A 19,194-nucleotide genomic window follows, 5' to 3' on the forward strand; every position below is an offset into this window, starting at 1 on the left:
ACGGGTTCATTTGGCCCCGCAGGGGGGCGGATTTTATCATAATACTTTGCGCGCTGCTTCCCTATTTCGGGAGCAATTACGCTGTCGTTAAATGGAGGCAGACATCCGGACCCACCGGACGTATCTCGCTGAAGGCGAGTTGCGGTGCGTCGGCCAGTTTTTCAAGGCCGGGCAGCACAAACAGGCCGCGCGCGTCGTTCCCTAACAGTTTAGGTGCAAGGTAGACGATCAGCTCATCCACCAGCCCCGCCTGGAGCAGCGCGCCGGCGAGCGTCGGGCCCGCTTCGACCCAGATGCTGTTAACCTGCTGTTTGCCAAGCAGCATCATCAGCACCACCAAATCGAGATGCCCGTTGTGCTCCGGCACCATTATGCTGCGCACGCCTTCCGGCCACGCGCGCGTATCGTCTTTAGTGCGCGCAATCCAGGTTTCCCCCGGCTGCTGCACGATGCGGTGCTCCGGCGTCACGCGGTTCTGGCTATCGATGATAATGCGCAGCGGCTGGCGCAGGTTTTCCTGCGGATAAAGCGCCTGAGTATCGGAGTTCAGCTCGTCCCAGCGCACGGTCATGGCCGGATCGTCAGCCAGCACCGTTTCACTGCTGGTGAGAATAGCATGGCTTTGCGCGCGCAGACGTTGCACATCGCGCCTTGCCTGTGGTGACGTGATCCACTGGCTTTCACCGTTCGCCATCGCCGTACGGCCGTCCAGCGACGCGCCAAGCTTCAGCTGGATAAACGGGAAGCCGGTGCGCATACGCTTCAGGAAGCCTTTGTTGATCGCTTCCGCATCCTGCATCATCAGGCCGTGACTGACGTCGATCCCTTCCTGCTGCAGGCGGTAAAGGCCGCGCCCCGCCACCTGCGGGTTAGGATCCTGCATGGCGGCAACCACGCGCGAGACGCCTGCCGCAATCAGCGCTTCGCAGCACGGCGGCGTGCGCCCGTGATGGCTGCACGGCTCAAGCGTAACGTAGGCCGTTGCGCCACGCGCTTTTTCTCCCGCCATGCGCAGGGCATGAACTTCGGCATGCGGCTCGCCCGCGCGGTAGTGAAAACCTTCCCCTACGATCTCGCCATTGTTAACAATAACGCACCCAACATTCGGGTTAGGGTGAGTGGTAAACCGACCGCGCTGCGCCAGCTTCATGGCTCGCGCCATGTACATCTCGTCCTGCATGGTCTTAATCCTGTAAGCGGGCGATCTCTTCGCCAAACTCTTTGATATCTTCAAAGCTACGGTAAACCGAGGCGAAGCGGATATAGGCGACTTTATCGAGCTTTTTCAGCTGCTCCATCACCAGATTACCGATCATTTTGCTCGGCACTTCGCGCTCGCCCAGCCCCCGCAGATAAGATTTAATATGGTTTAGCGCCATTTCGACGTCATCGGAGCTGACGGGCCGCTTCTCCAGCGCCTTGAGCATTCCGCTACGCAATTTCTCTTCGTTGAACGGCTCGCGCACATCGTTACTTTTTACCACGCGCGGCATCACCAGCTCTGCCACCTCAAAGGTGGTAAAACGCTCGTTGCACACCAGACACTGCCGACGACGGCGCACGGAAGACCCTTCGCCTACAAGACGTGAGTCGATGACTTTGGTATCCACAGCGGAGCAAAATGGGCAATGCATACGATGTCCCTGTTATCTGGTTAACTGATTTCTATTTTACCCTGAACTGGCCCGACAACAAAGGAAGAGCTTTTTGAGACAAAGGATCTATGCCTGAGCGCACTATCCTGTCTACCATTGCAACAATCTGTGATTTCAAGGAATTAAACGCAATGACAAGACGTTACCTGAAAATAGTGCTGCTGGGGAGCCTCTTCACGCTTAGCGCCTGCGCACAGCAAAGTGAAGTCCGCGAGATGAAACAGAGCGTGAATACGCTGAACGTGGCCATGGACAAGCTCAACAAGGAAACGGTGAAGATAACCCAGCAGAACGCGCTCAACGCGAAATCCAGCAACGGCGTTTATTTATTGCCAGGCGCAAATACGCCGGCCCGACTCAACAGCCAGATTGGCATGCTTAAAATGTCTCTGGTGAACGTTGCAGCCAACGCGGATGGTACGCGCGCAACACTGCGTATCCAGGGGGAGTCCAACGATCCGCTTCCGGCCTTTAGCGGCACCGTCGAGTGGGGGCAGATCCAGGGCACCACCGAAGATTACCAGGAAGTGAACGTAAAGAACCAGCTCTTCACCGCCCCGGCAAGCACCCTGGCGCCTAGCGACGTCGATATCCCCGTTCAGCTAAGCGGCCTCACTCCGGAACAGTTAGGCTTTATCCGCATTCACGATATTCAGCCCGCCGCGCAGTAACCTCAGATCCGCAGCGGAGTGCAATGTCACTCCGCTAACATTTACACTCCGCAAAGATTGGCAACATAAATGATTGCCGCTACAATCCCGCCCGTCTAAAGTACGCAAACGTGAACGCAATCGATTACGTATGTGAGAGATATGTGAAACAACACATATTTTTGTGAGCAGGGATTCCTATAATAGGCTCCGCAGAAACACGAAATATTTAGAAACGCAATTCGCGCATTTTTCACTCCCGGAAGGGAATTTCAATCAGTGGCATGATTATGAAAAAAACATTACTCGCAGCCGGTGCAGTTCTGGCACTCTCCTCCTCTTTCGCCGCTAACGCAGCGGAGAATAACAAGCCAGAATACGTATCCGACTGGTGGCATCAGAGCGTTAACGTTGTAGGCAGCTATCACACCCGTTTCGGACCGCAGATCCGTAACGATACCTACCTGGAGTACGAAGCCTTCGCCAAGAAAGACTGGTTTGATTTCTATGGCTACATGGATGCACCGGTATTCTTCGGTGGTAACACCGACGCGAAAGGTATCTGGAACCACGGTTCTCCGCTGTTCATGGAGATCGAACCGCGCTTCTCCATCGACAAACTAACCGGTACCAGCCTGGCGTTTGGTCCGTTCAAAGAGTGGTATTTCGCGAACAACTATATCTACGACATGGGCCGCAATAAGTCCGGTCGCCAGAGCACCTGGTATATGGGTCTGGGTACCGACGTTGATACCGGCCTGCCAATGAGCCTGTCCCTGAACGTGTATGCAAAATACCAGTGGCAGAACTACGGCGCAGCGAACGAAAACGAGTGGGATGGCTACCGTTTCAAGGTGAAATACTTCGTGCCAATCACCCAGCTGTGGGGCGGCAACCTGAGCTACATTGGCTTCACCAACTTTGACTGGGGCTCAGACCTGGGCGACAACGATTTCCGTGACCTGAACGGTAAGAAAGCGCGTACCAACGACTCCATCGCCTCCAGCCACATCCTGGCGCTGAACTACGATCACTGGCACTACTCTGTTGTTGCGCGTTACTGGCACAACGGTGGTCAGTGGAACGACGATGCGAGCCTGAACTTCGGCAAAGGCGACTTCAGCGTTCGTTCTACCGGCTGGGGTGGTTACCTGGTCGTGGGTTACAACTTCTAACCCGTGCAATATTGCGCCCTCGCCTCTTCCACGAGAGAGGGCGCAAACACAAAAAACGGCAACATCGTTGCCGTTTTGCTTTTACCTCGCCACCCGGCTTTTACTGCTTAACCTTGCGCAAAAAATCCGCCAACGACCTGTCCGCGCTTTCGCTAAACCGTCTTTCCGTCTGTGCAATATTAAGGCATCTGTCGAGACGGAAGCAGCGATAGTCATTGCGCCGCTCGCACCACGCGGCCAGCAGCCAGTGCTCGCCCCAAAAGAACAGCCCCAGCGGCTGGACCTCACGCCGGCTTAACTGCCCGGCCTCATCACGATAGTGCAGCGCCAGCACGCGCTGAGCGGAGATGGCCTGGTGAATCAGGTCGAAGCCGCTGCGCGAGTGCTGCTGTAGCGCAATTTCCGGGGCATAAATCCGCGTCTGTTCGGCCCTGCGGCGACACTCCTCCGGCAGGATCGCCAGCACTTTTTCCTGCGCCGACTCAAGCTCTCGCGACAGTGTCTCCCCGCCCCAGGTCTTGAGCAGACGGATCGCCACCATTAGCGCCTCGGACTCTTTGTTGGTCAGCATTAGCGGCGGCAAATCAAAGCCCGACATCAGGCGATATCCGCTTCCCGCCTCGCCTTCTACCGGTACGCCAGACAGCGACAGGTCGCGGATATCGCGGTAAATCGTGCGTTCAGATACGCCGAGCCTTTCTGCCAGATGCGCCGCCGTTGTCAGACGCCTGCCCCGCAGGATTTGCACAATCTGAAATAAACGGTCAGCGCGTCGGGTCATCGTGTTTGTTGCTCTCAGGCCGGTTGATGAAGGCCGACGCGATTGCCTTCGCTGTCGGTAAACAGGGCGATAGTGCCAATACCGTCTGGCAATTCCAGCGGGCCAAACACGCACTCGCCGCCCGCGGAAGCGATACGATCGAGCGTGGCCGCCAGGCTGTCAGTGTGCAGATAAATAATAGCGCCCTGAGAGGACGGCGTAATACCGTCAAATTTTGCCAGCGCGCCGCCGGTGGCGGGATCCTCATGCGGGAAAATCGCCAGTTCCGCCACGTCCATCTTCTCGCGACGCAGCGCAACCTGCATCACCGGCCCGTAGAATTTGATGGCGCGGTCCATGTCGACGACGGGAATTTCAAACCAGTTAATCACACTTTTCATACTTCCTCCTGCCTGCTGTTAGGGTTCAGAGGGAGTCTACGCCAGGGCTCCTGACAGCATACTGTCAGGAGTATTTATCCGGTTCAGGTAAAAAAAATCCCGGCCAACAGACCGGGATTTCGATACCGCATAAGACGTTGCCTTACGGCAGAATTGACGGCTGATCCGCCCCTTCTTTCTCGACCTTCTGCTGGATCAGGTGCTCGCGCTTCATGCCCAGCTTCAGCGCCAGCGCGGACGCCACGTAGATAGATGAGGCCGTACCGATAGAAACACCGATCAGCATGGTCAGCGAGAAGCCTTCCAGCACCGGGCCACCGAACAGGAACAGCATCAGGATCACCATCAACGTGGTGCCGGAGGTGATCAACGTACGGTGCAGCGTTTGAGTCAACGACACGTTAAAGATTTCGTACGGCGTACCGCGACGGATCTTACGGAAGTTTTCACGAATACGGTCAGATACCACGATGCTGTCGTTCAGTGAGTAACCGATAACGGACATCAGGGATGCCACAATCGTCAGGTCAATCTCAATGTGGAACAGGGACAGTATGCCCATGGTAATGACCACGTCGTGCGCCAGAGCGATAACCACGCCTGCCGCCAGTCGCCACTCAAAGCGGAAACCGACGTAAATCAGGATCGAAATCAGCGCCACCAGCAGCGCCATCGCGCCGGTCTGCGCCAGGTCTGCACCGACGCTCGGGCCAACAAACTCGATACGCTTAACCGTTGCATCCTGGCTGGTCGTTTCGTTAATAACCTGCACGACCTTGCTGCCCAGCTCCTGGCTGCCGTTAGCATCGTGTACCGGCGGCATACGCACCATGATGTCGCGGCTGCTGCCGAAGTTCTGCAACAGCGGCTCTTCAAAGCCCGCTTTTTGCAGCGACTCGCGCATCTGGTCCATATCGACCGGTTTTTCAAGGGTAATTTCAATCACCGTACCACCGGTGAAATCAAGCCCCCAGTTAAAGCCCTTCACGCCCATAATGACGATGGACAAAATCAGCAGAAAACCTGAAATGCCGAAGGCCCAGTAGTCCCAGCGCATAAAGTCCCAGACTTTACGGCCATGGTTCAATTGTTCAACAGTATATTCCTGTGCCACAACGCACTCCTCAGATAGACAGCTTTTTGACGCGCTTGCCGCCGTACAGCAGGTTCACGATGGCACGGGTGCCGACAATAGCGGTAAACATCGACGTTGCGACACCGATACCGGTTGTAATCGCAAAGCCTTTGATCGCGCCAGTACCCACTGCATACAGGATAAGAACCTTAATCAGTGTTGTTACGTTCGCATCAAAGATGGAGCTGAACGCCCCTTTGTAGCCTTCTTCAATCGCCTGCTGTACAGAGCGACCGTTGCTCAGCTCTTCTTTGATACGCTCGTTTATCAGTACGTTGGCGTCGACCGCCACCGCAAGGGTTAGCACGATACCCGCTATACCCGGCATGGTTAGCGTCGCCCCTGGCAGCAGGGACATGATACCGATGATCAGCACCAGGTTGGCAATCAGCGCGGACGTCGCGATCAGGCCGAACTTCTTGTAGAAGAAGATCATGAAGATGATGGACACCGCCAGACCAGCCAGACACGCTTCCAGACCCTGTTTGATGTTCTGCATACCCAGGGTTGGACCAATCGTACGTTCTTCAACAATCTGAATTGGCGCAATCAGCGCACCGGCACGCAGCAGCAGAGAAAGCTGACGCGCTTCGTTCGGGTTGCTGATACCGGTAATGCGGAAGCTGTTACCCAGACGAGACTGGATGTTGGCGATGTTAATCACCTCTTCCTCTTTCACCAGCACCGCGCGACCATTAGCGTCTTTTTTACCGCTGTCTTTGTACTCCACGAACAGGGTCGCCATCGGCTTGCCGATATTGTCCTTGGTGAAGTTAGACATGATGTTACCACCCGCGCTATCCAGCGAGATGTTAACCTGCGGCTGGTTGTACTCATCCTGGCTTGAAGTGGAGTCGGTGATATGGTCACCGGTCAGGATCACGCGCTTGTACAGCACAACAGGCTGGCCTTCGCGGGTCTGTTTCACTTCGGAATCGCCCGGCACACGGCCTGAGGCCGCAGCAGCCTGATCGACGTTGGAGTTAACCAGACGGAACTCCAGGGTCGCCGTCGCGCCCAGAATCTCTTTCGCCCGCGCGGTATCCTGGATACCCGGCAGTTCAACCACGATACGGTCAGCACCCTGACGCTGTACCAGCGGCTCAGCCACGCCCAGCTGGTTTACACGGTTACGCAGAATGTTGATGTTCTGCTGAACGGCGTATTCACGCGCTTCGCTCAGACGCGCATCCGTCATTACCGCACGCAGCTGGTTGCTGCCCTGAGAGGTGATGACCAGATCGCGGTGACGCTGGGTCAGATAAGTTACAGCCTGATCGCGCGCCGCGCTGTCGCGGAACGTGATGCTCATGCCGTAGTTATCTTCTTTACGGACGGTGGTGTACGGAATGCCTTTATCGCGCAGGTCGCTGCGCAGGCTGTCGATATTTTGTTCCTGCAGCTTGCCGAGGGCGGTATCCATATCCACTTCCATCAGGAAGTGAACGCCACCACGCAGGTCAAGACCGAGTTTCATTGGCTCTGCGTTCAGCGCAGCCAGCCAACGTGGGGTTGCAGGAGCAAGGTTAAGCGCCACGACGTATTTATCACCCAGCACGCCCATCAGCGCTTCACGTGCGCGGAGCTGCGTGTCGGTGGTGTCGAAGCGAGCAAGAATTGCGCCCTCTTCCAGTGCCACAGACTTAGCGGTAATTTTTTCTTCTTGTAACGTTTTCTGGACCTGGATCAGCGTTTGCTCACTGGCGGCGACACCGCGCGCGCCAGTGATTTGAACGGCCGGATCCTCACCATACAGGTTGGGAAGCGCGTACAGCAGGCCGACGATAATCACGACGACCAGCATGATGTACTTCCACAAAGGATAACGGTTTAACACGGCAGTTCCCTTTGGGAAAAGTTGGGATTACAGCGCCTTCATGGTGCCTTTCGGCAGAACGGCAGCTACGAAGTCACGTTTGATAACCACTTCAGTGGTGTCGTTGAGGGCGATAGCAATGTAGCCGTTTTCCGCTACTTTGGTTACGCGACCTACCAGGCCACCATTGGTCAGGACTTCATCGCCTTTCGCGATGGAGTTCATCAGGTTTTTGTGCTCTTTAGTACGCTTCTGCTGTGGACGCAGGATCATGAAGTAGAAGATCAGACCGAACACAACCAGCATCAGAATCAGAGACATCGGGCTGCCCTGCGCTGGTGCACCCGTTGCTGCTACCGCATCAGAAATAAAAAAGCTCATTCAAATTCCCTCATTATTAAAATTAATCAACGTTCAACGGTGGAACATCCCGCCCCTGACGTTGGTAGAAATCGGTCACGAAGCTCTCTAATTTACCCTCTTCGATAGCCTTACGTAAACCAGCCATTAAGCGCTGATAATAACGAAGATTATGAATGGTATTGAGTCGCGCGCCCAAAATCTCGTTGCAACGATCGAGATGATGCAGATACGCGCGAGAATAATTGCGACAGGTATAGCAATCGCACTCGGAATCGAGCGGGCTGGTGTCACTCTTATGCTTCGCGTTACGGATTTTCACCACGCCATCGGTAACGAACAGATGACCGTTACGTGCATTTCGTGTTGGCATGACGCAGTCGAACATATCAATGCCGCGACGTACGCCTTCAACCAGATCTTCCGGTTTGCCCACACCCATCAGGTATCGTGGTTTATCCGCCGGGATTTGCGGGCAGACATGCTCCAGAATGCGGTGCATATCTTCCTTCGGCTCACCCACAGCCAAACCGCCGACAGCGTAGCCATCAAAGCCTATCTCTACCAGACCTTTAACGGAGATATCGCGTAAATCTTCGTAAACGCTGCCCTGAATAATGCCGAACAGCGCATTTTTGTTCTGCAGGGAGTCAAAACGGTCGCGGCTACGCTTCGCCCAGCGCAGGGACATCTCCATTGAGCGTTTCGCGTAGTCCCAGTCCGCCGGGTATGGCGTGCATTCGTCGAAGATCATCACGATATCGGAGCCGAGATCGTACTGAATCTCCATTGATTTTTCCGGATCGAGGAAGATCGGATCGCCGTTGATCGGGTTACGGAAGTGTACGCCCTGCTCGGTGATCTTGCGGATATCGCCCAGGCTGAAGACCTGGAAACCGCCGGAATCGGTCAGGATCGGGCCTTTCCACTGCATGAAGTCGTGCAGGTCGCCGTGGAGCTTCATGATCTCCTGACCCGGACGCAGCCACAGGTGGAACGTGTTGCCGAGAATGATCTGTGCGCCAGTGGCTTCCACCTCTTCCGGCGTCATCCCTTTTACGGTGCCGTAAGTGCCCACAGGCATAAACGCGGGGGTTTCAACCACGCCGCGATCAAACACCAGGCGACCGCGACGCGCGCGGCCATCGGTGGTATCGAGTTCAAATTTCATTTTTTCTCCGACGTCAGAAAAACAGTCCAACGTTGTAACACGGTGCCGCGGACTTATTCCCCGACACGCTCATTCAAAGCCTGCGGATTGTACGTGATAAACATCGCGTCACCGTAGCTAAAAAAGCGATATTTTTGTTCTACCGCAGACTTGTAGGCATTCATCGTATGCTGATAACCCGCAAATGCGGAGACCAGCATAATCAGCGTAGATTCAGGCAGATGGAAGTTGGTCACCAGCGCATCAATCACTTTGTACTGATAGCCCGGGTAGATAAAGATCTGCGTATCGCCAAAGAACGGCTCGATCAAACCGCTTTTCGCGGCCTGCGCGGCGCTCTCAAGGGAACGTACCGACGTCGTACCGACGGCCACGACGCGGCTGCCGCGCGCTTTCGCCGCCAGCACCGCATCCACCACCTCCTGCGGCACTTCGGCGTACTCAGAGTGCATGATGTGGTCTTCGATGCTGTCCACGCGTACCGGCTGGAACGTCCCCGCGCCGACGTGCAGCGTGACAAACGCCATCTCGATGCCTTTAGCGCGCAATTTTTCCAGCAGCGGCTCATCAAAGTGCAGGCCCGCGGTTGGCGCCGCAACCGCGCCAGGCTTCTGGCTGTAGACGGTCTGGTACAGCTCGCGGTCGGCCTCTTCGTCCGGGCGCTCAATGTACGGCGGTAGCGGCATGTGGCCGATGGTGTTGAGGATATCAAGCACCGTGCGCTCGTCGTTGAACTCCACCTCGAACAGCGCATCGTGACGCGCGGTCATGGTCGCTTTGATGCTCTCGTCATCGCCCAGCAGCAGCTCAGCGCCCGGCTTCGGCGCTTTGGAGGCGCGAATATGTGCCAGAATACGTTTATCATCGAGCATACGTTCGACCAGCACCTCAATCTTGCCGCCGCTGGCTTTACGGCCAAACAGACGCGCCGGGATCACGCGGGTATTGTTAAAGACCAGCAGATCGCCAGGGTTGAGCTTGTCGAGCAGATCGGTGAAAGTACCGTGCGTCAGCGCGCCCGTTGGCCCGTCAAGTGACAGCAAGCGACAGCTGCTACGCTCAGGCATGGGGTAGTGAGCAATCAGGGATTCAGGTAGTTCAAAGGAGAAATCGGCGACGCGCATGACGTATACTCGTGACTTAAAAACAGGCGGCATAGTCTAGTGCTCACACCCATTTGCTGCAACAACTAGCCGCCACCGGACAAATAAAACGCATGAATTTTCTCGCTCACCTGCATCTCGCTCACCTCGCGGACAGCTCCCTTTCCGGCAATTTGCTGGCCGATTTCGTGCGCGGTAACCCCGCTGACGCGTATTCCCCGGAGGTTGTCGACGGGATTTTTATGCATCGCCGCATCGACGTGCTGACCGACAACCTGCCGGAAGTGACCGAAGCCAAAGCCTGGTTCCGTCCCGAAACGCGCCGCGTTGCGCCGATTACCCTTGACGTGATGTGGGATCATTTCCTCTCGCGCCACTGGGAACGGCTTTCGCCGGAGATGCCATTACCCGAATTTGTGCGCTATGCCCGTCAGCAGGTGGCGATCATTCTGCCTGACTCGCCGCCGCGCTTCGTTAATCTCAATAATTACCTGTGGTCGGAACGCTGGCTGGAGCGTTACCGCGAGATGGATTTCATTCAGAACGTGCTTAACGGCATGGCCAGCCGCCGCCCGCGTCTTGACGCGCTGCGCGACTCCTGGCACGACCTGGACGAACATTATGACGCGCTGGAAACGCGCTTCTGGCAGTTCTACCCGCGCATGATGGCGCAGGCAAAAAACAAGCAGCTCTGAGTGCGTTTTCATTGATAGGTAAAAGCTGGCGGAACGATTGTCACCACCTCTTTGTCTTATGAGCGAACACTCTCTATACTGGGCCGCGTTGCGTTCCAAATAACCTTAGTATCTACAGGAGAATCATATGGTTCTGGTAACTCGTCCGGCTCCGGATTTTACGGCTGCAGCAGTTCTGGGCAACGGTGAAATCGTTGAAAACTTCAACTTCAAACAGCACACCAACGGTAAAGCGACCGTTCTGTTCTTCTGGCCAATGGACTTCACCTTCGTTTGCCCGTCTGAGCTGATCGCGTTCGACAAACGTTACGAAGAATTCCAGAAGCGTGGCGTGGAAGTGGTTGGCGTCTCCTTCGACTCTGAATTTGTACACAACGCATGGCGTAACACCCCTGTCGACAAAGGCGGCATCGGTGCGGTGAAATACGCGATGGTTGCGGACATCAAGCGCGAAATTCAGCAGGCTTACGGTATCGAACATCCGGATGCTGGCGTTGCGCTGCGTGGTTCTTTCCTGATCGACGCCAACGGCATCGTTCGTCACCAGGTTGTGAACGACCTGCCGCTGGGTCGTAACGTTGACGAAATGCTGCGCATGGTTGACGCGCTCCAGTTCCACGAAGAGCACGGTGAAGTGTGCCCGGCTCAGTGGGAAAAAGGTAAAGAAGGTATGGCTGCTTCCCCGGACGGCGTGGCTAAATACCTGTCTGAGAACGTATCCAGCCTGTAATCGGCACGGTTTACGGAAGAGGCCCGCTTATGCGGGCCTTTTTTTATGCTTTACGCTGCGTCTCTCGCCAGATGCGCCAGGCCATGCCCGCCAGCAGGATCACGCCCGCAATCAGCACGCCCCACACCAGCAGCGTGTTCATCCTGCTCGCCCGTTCGGCCGCAGAGGTGGCGGTCAGACGAGCCTCGCCGCCTAAGGCGACATTGTCCTTAAGATCGGCCTGCGGCAGGTTCGCCATATCATACGTTTTACGCAGCGCGGCAGGGATCAGCATATCAGGCTCCACGCCGGCAGGTTTTGCAGCCCCGTTTCCCCATGCGAGGAGGTACGGCGCTTTTCCCTGCGCGTTAAACACCAGGTCATAGCGGTCGCGATACCCGATGACGCCCGGCAGGTATTCCGGCAGTCGCGCATTCAGCGTCGTGATTTTCACCGCCTGCACCAGGCCTCCGCTAAGCGAAACGGGTGGAGAGGTTTTGCCCTCCAAACGGTAAAGCACCTCTTTTTTCAGAGGATGCCATTTGTCCGTCTCCGTACTCCGCCACGCTATCTCTACGGGAAGGACGCCGTCGCCATTCAGTAAGATACTGACCGCACGCAGCGGCTGCGGCCGCGCCCAGCGCCACTGCGCTTCGCTTGTCGATAGCTGCTCCCCTTTCCCCTCCAGATCGATCGTTTCCGGCGCCGCCTGCGCGGGAGCGCCGATCGCATTTACGCCGGTCAGGGTTATTCCGGGGCTCTGCGCGTTCAGCACCACCATGAGATAGCGATTAGCGTCGGGAGATAAAACCGTATCAATATCGATCCGATCGAGCTTAAGACGATCCTCGCCGCTAGCGACGTCCAGCAGGGGCATATCTTCGCGCAGGGTATACCAGCGCTTAAGATCCTCACTGTAATAAACCGACGCCGTTCCCTGCCACGGCGTTTGAGGGGTATTCCAGAGCAGCTGTAGCTGGGACAGGGCAACCTCACCCGTAGCCTGCTCCGGCAGGGTCAGCAGATAATGCTGCCCGGCTGCGGCAGCTTTTTGCCCTTCCAGCACAATCTCAACGCCGTTTCGGGAACGGAGCAGGATTTTATCGCGGTCCTCGTCCCCTCGCGCAGGCGCCAGCGGCGAGGCATCCAGAGGAAAGAGGCGCAGCGCCGTGGTTTGCACCGACGGCTGCGGACGCGTCGCGGCGACCAGGCTGAAGGGAACCGGCTCGCCCGACTGATTAAAGACGCGAACGTCCTGCAGTTCCGGCGACGTGCTCTGCGCATACACGGCGAGCGGCAGCATCACCCGATACCACTGGGAAGGGACAGACGTATCCAGCGAAAGACCGAAGGCATAATCCCGCGACGATTCCGTCTGCACCTCGTCGCAGAACGCCGGGCCTGCAAGCGCCAGCAGCGCGGTACAGGCTACCGCTTTCATCCATTTCATTTTTCTTCTCCTGCTTTAGGCGGTAGCGGCGAGAAATAGCCCACAATCAGCACCAGGATCGCCACGCCGATAAACGCGACGGCGCGCGACAGGCCGCCGCCGCCCGCGCTGTCTACGAGCATCAGCTTGAGCATGACCACGCCCAGCAGCGCCGCACCGCAGAGCCACTCCTGCCGGGCGGCCCGGCGGGTAGCGCGGATCATGACCACCAGCGCGCACAACATCCAGAACAGGGCAAACGTGGTCTGGATAAGCCGCGAATCCCACAGCGACGCCATATTCCATGCCACCTCGCCGTACCACGCCAGCGCGCGCAGCAGCGCGCCGTTAAGCCACCAGAAGCCAAACGCCATCAGCATGACGGCGGGCCACGGGCGAGACTGCGCGAGCGATGCCGGGCAATAGCAATCCACGGCCCGATAAAACACCACCAGCCCCAGCAGCGCAAACGCGGCCCCTTCCTCAAGCGGGTTTACCAGCGGCAGCCAGGCTTGACCATAAACCACACCGTCCTGGAAATTGGTCACCACCAGCAGTACCAGCAGCGCTACGACCACGGGGATCGGTGCCACGCACGCATAAAGTGCAGGCCACTCCCGGAACGGCCACCCGCGACGCCGCACCGCCGCAGAGAGCGCCATAATTACCGCGCCGCCAGCGGCCATGGCCAGCCCACAGCCCCAGGGCAGCATGCCCCACGGCAACGATCGGGCAAACCAGTAAAGCTCAGCGGCCAGCGCCAGTAAAATCATCCACAGCAGCGAAAGATGCAGCCCCATTGAGAGACGCGGCAGGAGACCTTCTCCGTCACGCCGCAACAGCAGCAGCGCGGAAGGCAGCGCAACACACCAGGCCAGATTTGCCCAGCCGGCGGCAAAGACCTGCTGGTGCGAGAGTTGATAACCCAACATCAGCAGCATTACCGGCCACAGCAGCCATTTGCTTCCATCCAGCTCCCGCCACGCCAGACGAGCGGCCACCTGCCGCCAGCCCCAGACCGACGCCGCCGTCAGCGCCAGCACGCCCGCCAGAATCGATAGCTCCTGCTTCAGCAACAGCTGGGATGCGCCCAGCAGCGCGACTAACCAGAACAGCAGCCCGCCGGCCAGCAGCGCCCAGCTGACCGGCATGAAAAGAGTCCGCCACAGCCAGGCCGCGGCCAGCCAGCTAAGGCTGAGAATGGCGAAGATCAGCAGCAGGCTCAGCGACGTAACGCCGTTCATCTGCGCCCACAGCGCGCTGCCGAGCGCCAGCACCTGCAGCGCCGTCCCGCTATAGCTCATGCGCCTTTGCTGCTGCTGGATCCCCAGCCAGAGGATGCCCAGCCCTTCCAGCGCCCAGGCCATTGCCGTCCAGCGCGCCGACAGCGCCAGCGGGATGGCGAGCGTCGCGAATCCTCCGCCGATGGCCAGCGCCGCCATCACCAGCGGCCGCCCGACTGACGGATAGCGTCGCAGCGCGAGGAACGCCAGCGAGAGGTAAAACGCCCCATACCCCAGCGCGCCGAGCGCCGGGCCGTATGTCCAGTGCGACGTCATGCCGTACTGCATCCCAAATCCAACAAGCGGCGGCGCAAACAGCAGTACGCCGTCAATAATCTGTTTACCTTTTTCCTGCGCCCGCAGCGACAGCGCTACGCTAAACACGCCGAAAATAAGCGTATTGGCAATCAGGAACAGCTGGCAGATAACGTAGTCATCAGGCTGATAGTCGCTCAGCCCCCACCATCCCCCCACGCCAAACGTAAAGAGCAGCCCGAGCAGGTTGAGCTCGCGCCAGTGCTGCCAGATGCTGATGGCGAGAATGCCGATAGAGAGCAGGAGATAGAAGGAGAACAGCGCCACAAAGCTTCCCCCTCCCGTCGACAGCAGCAGCGGTGCAAGGTACCCGCCGAGGCTCGCCAGCATGGCAAGGCTCAGCGCCCTTTGCAGCACGGCCAGCCCGACGCTCGCCGCGCAAATCACCACCAGCAGCGCAAACGCCAGGGTCATCGGCAACATTTGCCAGAGCCGGAACGCGCCAAAGACGGTCAGGTAGAGCACGCCGGTTGCGCCGCCCTGAAGAATAAGGGCATAGATCCGCTGCCTGTGCCGCAGCCGCCATCCGACGGCCAGCAGGACCATGGCAAACAGCGCCGTGGCTGCAAGGCGCAGCTCAAGCGGAAACAGTGAATGTTCGACGGTATAGCGCAGCAGGAAAGAGAGGCCGAGGAAGAGCAGCACAATCCCCAGCTTCGCCAGCGGATTGCCCTGCATAAACCAGCGCGTCAGTGAAGACAGGATGCCGCCAAAGGCGGAGGGCCGTTTCGGCGCCGGTGCCGGCGCTGGTTTTGCCTCAGTAACAGGCGGCCCGGGGCGCCAGGGATCGACGTGCAAAGACTCGACCGCTGCCGCCGGAGCAGGCTCCGCCACCGGCGCGGCGGGCTGTACCGGCTCCGGCGCGTTATCAGCCGCGCCGCGCTGCTCAAGCGCCTCAATGCGCTGGCGTAGGCGGACGATCTCCTGCTGCGCCGCCGTGCTTCGGTTAAAGCCTATAACCGCAAGCACGGGCGCCACCAGCAGCGCAAAAACCAGGAGCAAACAGCCAAGGATGTAAAGCTCGTCCATGTTTCCACCTTCACCGTAAACGATCCGTTAAGATTGACACAAATAGTTGCATTTGCGCCATCTAAAAGGTGAAAACCGCTCCGCCCGCAGTCAGCTGCCGAACCAGACCGCCGCTGAGATGGCCGGAAGCGTAAGCACGCTTTCCTGGAACGTCGCTTTACCCGCTTTGCTCTTCCACGTTTTACCGGCCAGCAGCGGTGAATCTTCCAGCACCACCTCGCACGCCTCGCCCCGGTTGAGAGCCACCAGCACGCGCTGCTGGTTATAGACGCGGACAAACACCACCACGTTATCGTGAGCGTACATCACCTGACAGCCCCCGTAGCGCAGGGCCTGGCTCTGCTTGCGCAGCGTCGCCATGCGCTGGTACAGGCTGAACAGCTCCCGATCCTGATTCTCAGGCTCCCACGGAAACGTTTTACGGCAGAACGGATCGTTGTTGCCGTCCAGCCCCACTTCATCGCCATAGTAGATGCAGGGTACGCCGGGCCAGGTAAAGAGCCAGGTTACCGCCAGCGGCAGTCGCGCTACATCCTTACCAAGCAGAGATTTGAAGCGGGCGGTATCGTGGCTGTCGAGCTGGTTGAACATCCGCAGCTGCTGCTGATGCGACAGGCTGGCGCGGTAGTTCTCCATCCACGCCATGCAGGTTTCGGCATCAATATGGTTCGGGTCGTAAGAAATGTCGGTATTGGCGAGGAATCCCCACAGCGGGAAGGTGAAGCCGCGATAGTTCATCGCCGCGTCTTCGGCATCTGCCTGCAACCACTGGCGCGCGTCGCCAAAGTGTTCGCCAAAGACAAACGCCTCCGGACGCGCGATTTTCGCCGAGCGAGAGATCTCCCGGACGTGGTGAAGGTTGTTTCGCGCTCCGCCCGCCTCACCGAGCATATGCACGACGTCCAGCCGCCAGCCGTCCATATTCCACGGCGCCTTCAGCCAGTGGCGCACGATGCTGTCTTCACCACCGTAGATCTCATTCACCAGAGAGGGCGACTGAAAATCCAGCTTCGGCAGGCTCGGGTAGCCAAGCCAGTCCAGAGCGCGGCCGTTTTCGTCAAAACTGTACCAGTCACGCTGCGGTGAGTCCGGATTATGGCATGCGCCGCCCATCGACTGATTATGACGGTCAAACCACGCGTGAGAATCACCGCTGTGGTTGAACACGCCATCGAGAATCAGGCGCATACCTTCCTTTTGCGTGTTATGGCGCAGCCGCAGCAGCGCCTCGTCACCGCCAAACTGCTCGTCAACGTGCCGGTAATCCTGAGTATCGTACTTATGTACGCTTGGCGCCTTAAACACCGGGTTCAGGTACAGCGCGGTCACGCCGAGCTTTTTCAGGTACGGCAGCTTTTCGCTGATACCGTCGAGATCGCCGCCGTAAAAGGTCGAGCCGCCCGCCTGCGCGGTCAGCGGCTCGCCCCATTTTTTGATAATGATGTCGTGACCGGCCGCATGGTGGTAGTAGACCTTGTCCTGCCCGGCGGTGCGTTTTTCACTGCGCGCAAAGCGGTCCGGGAATATCTGGTAAAAGACCCGATCGTTAACCCACTGCGGGCCGTTATCCGGATAATCAACCGCAAACTGCTCAAGCCTGGCCGGAGGGAAACGGCTAAACCCCTGCGGGGTAAACCACAGCTGACGGTTATTCCACAGCAGCTTAAAGCTGTAGCGGCGACGCGGCTGCCCGCTGCGAAGGTCGATATTCGCCCGCCACGCCGTGATTCCCGGCTGAGGCTGGCTGCGCGCCTTGTGCATTTTCAGCGACGTCTCTTCGTTATCCACTTCGGCGCGTAAGGTCACACGTTCAGGCTGATTTTCCCCCGCCAGCCAGAGCGTAATCACAAGGTTGTCTTTGTTTTGCTTAACAAATGGGGCAACCGGAAGGTGCCAGGCGTTTAACATCACGAATCCCCTTTGATGAAATTGACGTCACCATGCCACAGGGTGGTTAAGGTTAGCTCATCGTGAGGACGTTTATTGGGGGAGGAGGATGGGGGATGAGGCATCAGTGCGGCCTGATGCCCTCATCCTGAGCCTCTCCCGGCGGGAGAGGGAGATTAAAATATTACTGCGCTTGCGCCAGCTGACGGTCACGGCGGCATTTAAACATCCAGCCCACCAGCAGCAGGACGATCCACGCAAAGCCCACGTAAAGCGAGATACGGGTGTCCGGATGGTAGCCAATCAGGCCGATGATAAACAACAGGAAGATCAGCCCGACGACGGTCGTTGCGATGCCGCCCGGAACCTTAAACTTCAGCGCCTTCACCTCTTCCGGCGGCAGACGGCGGCGGAACGCAATCTGCGACAGCAGGATCATGATCCACACCCACACGGTCGCAAAGGTCGCCAGCGACGCGATCACCAGGAAGACGTTCTCCGGCATGATGTAGTTCAGGTAAACCGAGAACAGCAGCGCTACGGTCATCACCAGCACCGTTACCCACGGCGTGCCGCGGCGCGACGTTTTGGCGAAGACCTTCGGCGCACTGCCCTGCTCCGCCATGCCGTGCAGCATACGGCCAACGCCGAAGACGTCGCTGTTGATGGCCGACAGCGATGCGGTCAGCACCACAAAGTTGAGAATGCTGGCAGCAAACGCAATGCCCATGTGCTGGAAGGTCAGGACAAACGGGCTGCCGTTAGTGCCCACCTGGTTCCACGGATAGATGGACATAATCACGAACAGCGTCCCTACATAGAACACCAGAATACGCATCGGCACCGAGTTGATGGCGCGCGGAATGGATTTCTCCGGATCTTTCGCTTCTCCGGCGGTGATCCCGATAATCTCAATACCGCCGTAGGCGAACATAACCATCTGAAGCGACATCACCATTCCGAGCCAGCCGTTGCTGAAGAAGCCGCCGTTGCTCCATAAATTTTGAATGCCCGTCGGCTGTCCGCCGTTGCCAATACCCCAGATGATGATGCCAAAACCGGCGAGGATCATGATGATGATGGTCGCGACCTTGAAGAAGGAGAACCAGAACTCCAGCTCGCCAAACACCTTCACGCTCATCAGGTTAACGGCGCAGATGATCAGCACCACGCTCAGCACCCAGATCCAGTGCGGCACGGCGGGGAACCAGACACCCATATAGATGCCAAACGCCGTGACGTCGGCTATGGCCACAATCAGGATTTCGAAGCAGTAGGTCCAGCCGGTGATAAACCCGGCCAGCGGGCCTAAGTTTTCCTGCGCGTAGCGTGAGAACGAGCTGGCTGACGGGTTGTGAACCGACATCTCCCCCAGCGCACGCATGATGATGTAGGCCGCGGCGCCGCCAATGATGTAGGCCAGCAGTACGCTTGGACCGGCCATTTTGATGGCATCTGCCGAGCCATAAAAAAGACCGGTGCCGATAGCCGAGCCCAGCGCCATAAAGCGGATGTGGCGGGTGCTCAATCCACGTTTAAGTTTGTTAGTGCTTTCCATTAAAATCTTGCCATTCAACACGAAAAAAACAAAAAACCACGGGGCCTTAAGCCCCGTGGTTAA

The 19,194-nt window shown here is 57.8% G+C and carries 17 protein-coding genes; 4 read left to right on the plus strand and 13 right to left on the minus strand.

The features are described 5' to 3' along the window. Positions 1-76: 76 nt before the first annotated feature. Both ribD and nrdR read right to left on the minus strand, forming a co-directional pair. Entirely contained in the window at positions 77-1,180 is a 1,104-nt protein-coding gene (gene ribD, locus IM304_RS17010) for a bifunctional diaminohydroxyphosphoribosylaminopyrimidine deaminase/5-amino-6-(5-phosphoribosylamino)uracil reductase RibD (protein WP_148420268.1), read from the minus strand. 4 nt (positions 1,181-1,184) lie between these two features. Continuing rightward, the gene (nrdR, locus tag IM304_RS17015; RefSeq protein ID WP_003859099.1) at positions 1,185-1,634 is read right to left on the minus strand and encodes a transcriptional regulator NrdR; all 450 of its coding nucleotides are present in this window, start codon (positions 1,632-1,634) and stop codon (positions 1,185-1,187) included. Between the two features lie 152 nt (positions 1,635-1,786). Between nrdR and IM304_RS17020 the strand changes: the two genes are divergently transcribed. Together IM304_RS17020 and IM304_RS17025 are read left to right on the plus strand one after the other, a co-directional pair. Then, a complete protein-coding gene (locus IM304_RS17020; protein ID WP_176611059.1) occupies positions 1,787-2,326 on the plus strand; it encodes a DUF3251 domain-containing protein in 540 nt (179 codons plus the stop codon). 269 nt (positions 2,327-2,595) lie between these two features. Next, positions 2,596-3,480 carry a nucleoside-specific channel-forming protein Tsx gene (locus IM304_RS17025; RefSeq protein ID WP_193355678.1) on the plus strand — a complete coding sequence of 295 codons (885 nt, stop codon included), beginning with the start codon at positions 2,596-2,598 and terminating at the stop codon, positions 3,478-3,480. A 100-nt stretch (positions 3,481-3,580) separates the two neighbouring features. Here the strand turns inward: IM304_RS17025 and IM304_RS17030 are convergent, their stop codons facing one another. From IM304_RS17030 to queA, 7 genes are all read right to left on the minus strand, one after another. After that, on the minus strand, positions 3,581-4,261 hold the full coding sequence (locus IM304_RS17030) for a YafY family protein (RefSeq protein ID WP_193355679.1): 681 nt from the start codon (positions 4,259-4,261) through the stop codon (positions 3,581-3,583). A gap of 14 nt (positions 4,262-4,275) precedes the next feature. Beyond that, positions 4,276-4,641, minus strand: a complete 366-nt coding sequence (locus tag IM304_RS17035; protein ID WP_176611060.1) for a VOC family protein — start codon at positions 4,639-4,641, stop codon at positions 4,276-4,278. A 142-nt stretch (positions 4,642-4,783) separates the two neighbouring features. Beyond that, the gene (gene secF / locus IM304_RS17040) at positions 4,784-5,755 is read right to left on the minus strand and encodes a protein translocase subunit SecF (RefSeq protein ID WP_003859105.1); all 972 of its coding nucleotides are present in this window, start codon (positions 5,753-5,755) and stop codon (positions 4,784-4,786) included. Between the two features lie 10 nt (positions 5,756-5,765). Then, positions 5,766-7,613 (minus strand): protein translocase subunit SecD, encoded by a 1,848-nt coding sequence (gene secD, locus IM304_RS17045; protein WP_148420262.1) that lies wholly within the window; start codon positions 7,611-7,613, stop codon positions 5,766-5,768. 27 nt (positions 7,614-7,640) lie between these two features. Next, positions 7,641-7,973, minus strand: coding sequence for a preprotein translocase subunit YajC (gene yajC, locus IM304_RS17050; protein ID WP_003859109.1), 333 nt, complete (start codon positions 7,971-7,973; stop codon positions 7,641-7,643). 22 nt (positions 7,974-7,995) lie between these two features. Further along, a complete protein-coding gene (gene tgt / locus IM304_RS17055) occupies positions 7,996-9,123 on the minus strand; it encodes a tRNA guanosine(34) transglycosylase Tgt (RefSeq protein WP_003859110.1) in 1,128 nt (375 codons plus the stop codon). 53 nt (positions 9,124-9,176) lie between these two features. Further along, on the minus strand, positions 9,177-10,247 hold the full coding sequence (queA, locus tag IM304_RS17060; RefSeq protein WP_148420260.1) for a tRNA preQ1(34) S-adenosylmethionine ribosyltransferase-isomerase QueA: 1,071 nt from the start codon (positions 10,245-10,247) through the stop codon (positions 9,177-9,179). A 92-nt stretch (positions 10,248-10,339) separates the two neighbouring features. Between queA and acpH the strand changes: the two genes are divergently transcribed. Together acpH and IM304_RS17070 are read left to right on the plus strand one after the other, a co-directional pair. Next, the gene (gene acpH / locus IM304_RS17065; protein ID WP_193355680.1) at positions 10,340-10,921 is read left to right on the plus strand and encodes an ACP phosphodiesterase; all 582 of its coding nucleotides are present in this window, start codon (positions 10,340-10,342) and stop codon (positions 10,919-10,921) included. Positions 10,922-11,048: 127 nt separating this feature from the next. Continuing rightward, positions 11,049-11,651, plus strand: coding sequence for a peroxiredoxin C (locus IM304_RS17070; RefSeq protein WP_148420258.1), 603 nt, complete (start codon positions 11,049-11,051; stop codon positions 11,649-11,651). A 43-nt stretch (positions 11,652-11,694) separates the two neighbouring features. Here IM304_RS17070 and IM304_RS17075 read toward each other — a convergent pair whose 3' ends face one another. The 4 genes from IM304_RS17075 to proY form a co-directional block, all read right to left on the minus strand. Further along, the gene (locus IM304_RS17075; protein WP_193355681.1) at positions 11,695-13,080 is read right to left on the minus strand and encodes a DUF3999 family protein; all 1,386 of its coding nucleotides are present in this window, start codon (positions 13,078-13,080) and stop codon (positions 11,695-11,697) included. Further along, a complete protein-coding gene (locus IM304_RS17080; protein ID WP_193355682.1) occupies positions 13,077-15,686 on the minus strand; it encodes a DUF2339 domain-containing protein in 2,610 nt (869 codons plus the stop codon). The genes IM304_RS17075 and IM304_RS17080 overlap by 4 nt, the downstream gene beginning before the upstream one ends. 90 nt (positions 15,687-15,776) lie before the next feature. Continuing rightward, entirely contained in the window at positions 15,777-17,594 is a 1,818-nt protein-coding gene (gene malZ, locus IM304_RS17085; RefSeq protein WP_176611064.1) for a maltodextrin glucosidase, read from the minus strand. 163 nt (positions 17,595-17,757) lie between these two features. Beyond that, a complete protein-coding gene (proY, locus tag IM304_RS17090) occupies positions 17,758-19,131 on the minus strand; it encodes a proline-specific permease ProY (RefSeq protein WP_193355683.1) in 1,374 nt (457 codons plus the stop codon). Between the last annotated feature and the right edge of the window lie 63 nt (positions 19,132-19,194).

The sequence above is a fragment of the Enterobacter cloacae complex sp. P40C2 genome, from assembly GCF_014930695.1.
Lineage (GTDB): Bacteria > Pseudomonadota > Gammaproteobacteria > Enterobacterales > Enterobacteriaceae > Enterobacter > Enterobacter pasteurii.